Origin of the sequence: Burkholderia sp. E168m23 (genome assembly GCF_016586125.1) — a bacterium.
GTDB lineage: Bacteria > Pseudomonadota > Gammaproteobacteria > Burkholderiales > Burkholderiaceae > Burkholderia > Burkholderia orbicola.
Map to the genome: position 1 here is coordinate 1 of NZ_BCPP01000553.1, position 4,783 is coordinate 4,783.

General features: G+C 52.8%; 2 protein-coding genes. One reads left to right on the top strand and one right to left on the bottom strand.

The window, feature by feature from the left end; all coding sequences use genetic code 11:
- A partial coding sequence (locus tag JMF90_RS24470; RefSeq protein WP_268906039.1) for a phosphate acyltransferase occupies nt 1-284 on the top strand: 284 nt, incomplete at its 5' end.
- A gap of 234 nt (nt 285-518) precedes the next feature.
- Here JMF90_RS24470 and JMF90_RS24475 read toward each other — a convergent pair.
- Nucleotides 519-4,783, bottom strand: a 4,265-nt coding sequence (locus JMF90_RS24475) for an NACHT domain-containing NTPase (RefSeq protein ID WP_201325527.1), incomplete at its 5' end; no start/stop codon positions are given.

The window sequence follows — 4,783 nt, forward strand, 5'->3', positions numbered from 1 at the left end:
AGATGCATGGCGACTGTGCGCTCGATGAAGGGCTGCGGGCGAAGCTGCTGCCGATGTCGCCGTTGAAGGGCGCGGCGAATTTGCTGGTTTGTCCGAATGTGGATGCGGGGAATATCGCTTACAACCTGCTCAAGACCGAGGCGGGGAGTAATGTGGCGGTGGGGCCGTTCTTGCTCGGCGTTAATGCTCCCGTGAACATCCTGACTTCGAGCGCGACCGTGCGGCGGATCGTGAATATGGCTGCTTTGACGGTGATCGAGGCGAATCGGGGTGTGACGGGCTGATTGACGTTTGCGAATCGGGCTGACGGTCGATCGTCAGCCCGATTCGGCCATTAGTGCATTGCCAAGGGGACATGTTTGACTGTGCGGTTGGATTGCTGCGCCGGTGCTTGATACATATCTCTGGATGTGGACATGCGTTGCTGTTCCATTCATCGATTGATGGATCGGAGCGAGCGGAATGCACAATGCGATGTTCTGAACTTGGCTCTCGCAGTGGCGGCTATTCGATTTGAGTTAGCGATTTTCGACCGGTAGCCTAGTGCGCAAATCCAGCAGATGAATACTTAGTGAAACGGCATTGGCCATCATCTCCTGAACACGTTCTATTTCAGCTTGGAGTAGTAACATCAGTTCGTCTAGATCGATACGCTGTCCATTGTCGGGATTTTCCCATTTCCTATTTTTCGACAGAGTAATCAATAGGCAACCTGTTCGACTGTTTTCCGGGGCCATGTACTTTTTCACGAGTTGATTGTAGATGGTGTCGCGCAAATCTTTAGCGGACCTTCCGTCTCCAAGTTTTAACTCTATTATTGCTTCATGATCTGATGTGGTTGAGCGTAAACGAATATCTGTCTCCTTCTCATCCGCTGTAACAGCCTCCTGATCGATTTTGTATATCCCGTTAGCAGCATAACTCAGCTCTCGCGCGATTTCCCGGCGCATCACTTTTTCATCTGAGATGCCCGCCCATGCCTCTCTTGGCGAAGTGTCACGCAGCAGAAGGTCGTCGAGATCCGACAAGCGATCTTTCAAAACGGCGAACATCGCTTCGTTCGTCGACGCAGGGGCTTCGCCTGTCTTATCAAGCGAAATTGCCTGCATATCATTAAACGCAATGGAGTCTATCTCTTGTGCCCAATGCTCCTCTGCGACGGAGATAATCCGATCCCTGAAATGCGCGCACAGGGGATCGTTGGACATTTCGAGTTTCGCTGCCCATCCGTCTTCTCCTTTGGCGTCCAATAGTGCTCCGACGACCTCGTTTCGCGCACGCTCGGCATGATCTCGAACGTCGGGCGAGTAGCTACCCTCGTGTGTAGCATCGTCATTTGGCCGAACATGGTGATACGAGAGACGAAGTAGCCGCAAGAGCAAGCTTGGAGTGAAAACCTCGTCTCGCAAGCTAATCGAATCAATGCGGTCTCCGAATAGTACGCTAAACCACGTAACAGCCTCTGAATGCGGTCCCGGCTCGATTGTGCGCAAGCGATTTTCCAGTTCCGCTACCCCAATTTCTGGATCTATCCGTATGACTGTCGCCAACCAGACGAAATTGAATTGAATTGGCAAATCATTCTGCAATCTCTGCCGTGCGATGGAAAAAAGCTGCATGCGCATCTTCTCGTCGCCTCGTTCCAGGATTACACCGATTACCTGGCGTAGTCTTTGGACGGCCGCTGTGCTTTCATGATTGTCAGTCAAACAATCGCCTCGCTCTTCCAACCAAGACATCAGTCGTGGAAGGTAAAGACGGGAAGACTGTGCGTAGCTGATGCTTTGTAGTAGCAGGGATTGAGCCCCCTTTGCTTTGGGGCTCAACTCCCAGGTGAGCTCTTGGCCGATTATGGTGTCTACTGCATGCGAATGGGCGTCGATAAGGCTATCTAGCCATGCGGGTAAGCCATTAATTTCGACGAGCGCAAATCGCGCAGCGAGCCTAGCTTCCTCTTCGGTAAGTTGTCGGGCCCAACCCGGATCCTCCGCTTCGGCATAAATTGCGGCGAGCCCGAGCTGCCACCGAACAAGATACGTGTTGCGTTGGTCTGCTGGTCGCTCGCTTGCACATGTCGGAGACTCTGCGCGCCAGATATTCATCAAGATACGGCGTAAGCGATCTGCTGTTTCCTTGCCGAAATGTTCTTCGATAAGACGTCGATTCCACCCGGACTCTTGACCGGCTGCTCCATCTTGGCTCATCGCTCGCCAAAGATTCCAGGCTGTGTTCCAACTACGTTCATCCGAGAAAGCGCTCTCCGGATTCTGAGAAACCTCGCGCCAGAAAAGGATCCAACTCGCACGGTTTTTTGCTGCCGTTCGGTCACGTTGCCTTTTCCGCTCAATACTCCGCGCCTCCATGCGCTCCAGTTCCTTGTTATTCTTTGGCAGTTTTCTGCGCTCGGCAATTACGTCGAGAAGTTCTGTTTGGTCTGCAACCAGTTGCTCCAGTTCTGAAAGATGGTGCTGCCATTGTCCTTCGTCTGGCGAAAGGCGCAGCGCAGCCTGCAAAACCAAAGCACGGTCAGCCGTCGAACGTTCGGTGTTGGCAAGAGTCATTTTTATCCACGGCAAGTCTCTGGCGACTGTCAATCTAACGCTGCTATCGTGATATATGATTTCTACCAGACGGTTCCACGGATCCGTGATAACGCGAAGCGACTGAATAAGTTTGTCTGTAGCCCAAAACAGCTTCTCATTGTCTTGAGCCTCAAAAAGATTAATATGATTCAGAAGGGCTTTATGGGATTCATCGCTGCTATGCGCTTGATCGTGGAGGCGCGTGGAAAGAACGCACGCATCTAGCCACTGCTCGTCTTTGTTTGTACCTATTCCACGCACACAAACCGATGCAAGTACGTCGCTGAGATTTTCTCGGTTGCTAATCAGGTGCGACCACTCCTTGTGCCAACTGAGTCCGTCAGACACAAGTTCAACCAATCCGTCACGGAGTGACACAAGTTGTGACTGATCGAGTTGGGCGTTCTCAACCAGTCGTGACAACTGCGGGCTCAAGTCGTTGATGTCGCGCTTACCCTGCTTCAACCTCGCCAATGTCTTGCACAGCTGTTCAATGGAGATATCGCGTGGGAACAGTCGAACGATGGCCGCGCGTGCGATCTTATCCGGCCAAGTTTCAACGTCGTTAGCGACGGCGTGAGCGATCTCCGGCAGCCGTGGTTCCTCGAGTGCCACCATCGCGTCGAGCGCGATTGTCCGCTCTGTCGAGTCAGCGTTCGGATCACACGCACATTGGTAAGCCACGTTGGCACATTGGACGAGCTGCCCCGCTTCAATAAGATAGAGCAGTGTCAGTCTCACATCAGGATTCTCGACCCCTTGGCTCCATATTTGGGTAACCTCACTCGCAAGTTCTGGTGATGCAAAGCGATGAATCTGAATATGGGGAACCTGCCGTCCCCGCCAGCCGCCTTTGCCATAACGCTCGACATACGCCCGGAGTGCTTGAATACGCTGCATTGGGGTGAGCGTTTCGGGATCTCCTTCGTTGAGTAAGACAGCGGGATCGTTATCGCGCAATATCTCGAATATTGCGTCGTCCCCGAGCGCAAGCCAGCCGGCGACGGGCCGCTTCGATGGACGGACAATTACCTTGCCCCTGGTCTCCGCAAACAGTAGCCGTTTCAAGGCACGGAGAGGCATTCCCGCCTCGCGAAGCTCGCGAAGGCGTTGCGCTGCTAGATATTCGGCGACGGAGCGATGATGAAAACGCACACGACCATAAGATGCAAAACCAAACAATGGTCTCTCGAGAAGGGCCTTTCGCTCGCTGGGACTCCAGTCAGGAAGAATGATCGAAGGGTTGAGCGCTGCTTCATTGTGGATATCATCAGAGGCAGCGTTGTGTCTCACTGTCAGACGTCGGGTCATAAGCATCGCCAAGGCGAGCCGGCTAGCGCCCACCATCGCTTTTTCCACAGACAGTTCCGCAGGTTCAGGCCGGTCATCTCTGGGTTGCAATTTGATCCGCACATTTGCAGCAACTTGATCGTAATGAGTTCGAATGCGCTTATGCTCACGCCAGTCACAACATAGTTCGATCAGATCTTGTGGGCGTCGTGCAAATTCTTGTGCGTTTCGCCGACGCAAGTCTTCCAATAAGATGTCAGGGTTTGTGACTCCCTGGTCGCACGCAAATTTCACAATTTGCGCATCAGAAAGTGGCATAAGTGCAACTGTCCGCCATTCTGGAGCCTTCTCGGTTTTATTGTTTTTCTGTTCGACCCGCATTGCAATCATCGCAAACTCATCTTCACTCGGTTTCGCAGTGGATGTCGGAGGAATTGGTAGCAAGCTGCGAACGAGATCGCTGTCAAATGCGACAGGGCGTGTCGTGATGACTATTCGAGCGCGCCCCAGGTTGCCAGCGATGCCTTTCTTAAAGCGTTTTAACGCACGTTCAAATGACCCTAGACTCAGTTGTAGTTCGTCTATCGAGTCCAAGAAAAAAGTCGCGACATCCGATTGAGACGAAAGCCAAGTGTTGAGCCGATTCTCTTCTTCATCATCCAGTAGGGTGCGCAGTTCGCTGGTTGCAAGGCTCGCCAGCTCAACAAAAAAGGTAGGCTCCCCAGCCGCCGATAGACGTTGAGCTTGGGCACGACACTCATAGGTCTTGCCGGCCCCGGCCTCCGATATTAGCAACACACGCCACGACTGCAAAAGATCGTTCCACGATAATCCTCGTGACCAACCCAAACTCATCAAGAACGGTTGCTTGTCGGCGTCGGTGATTTTCCCCTCGGGGATATTCTGAAAAA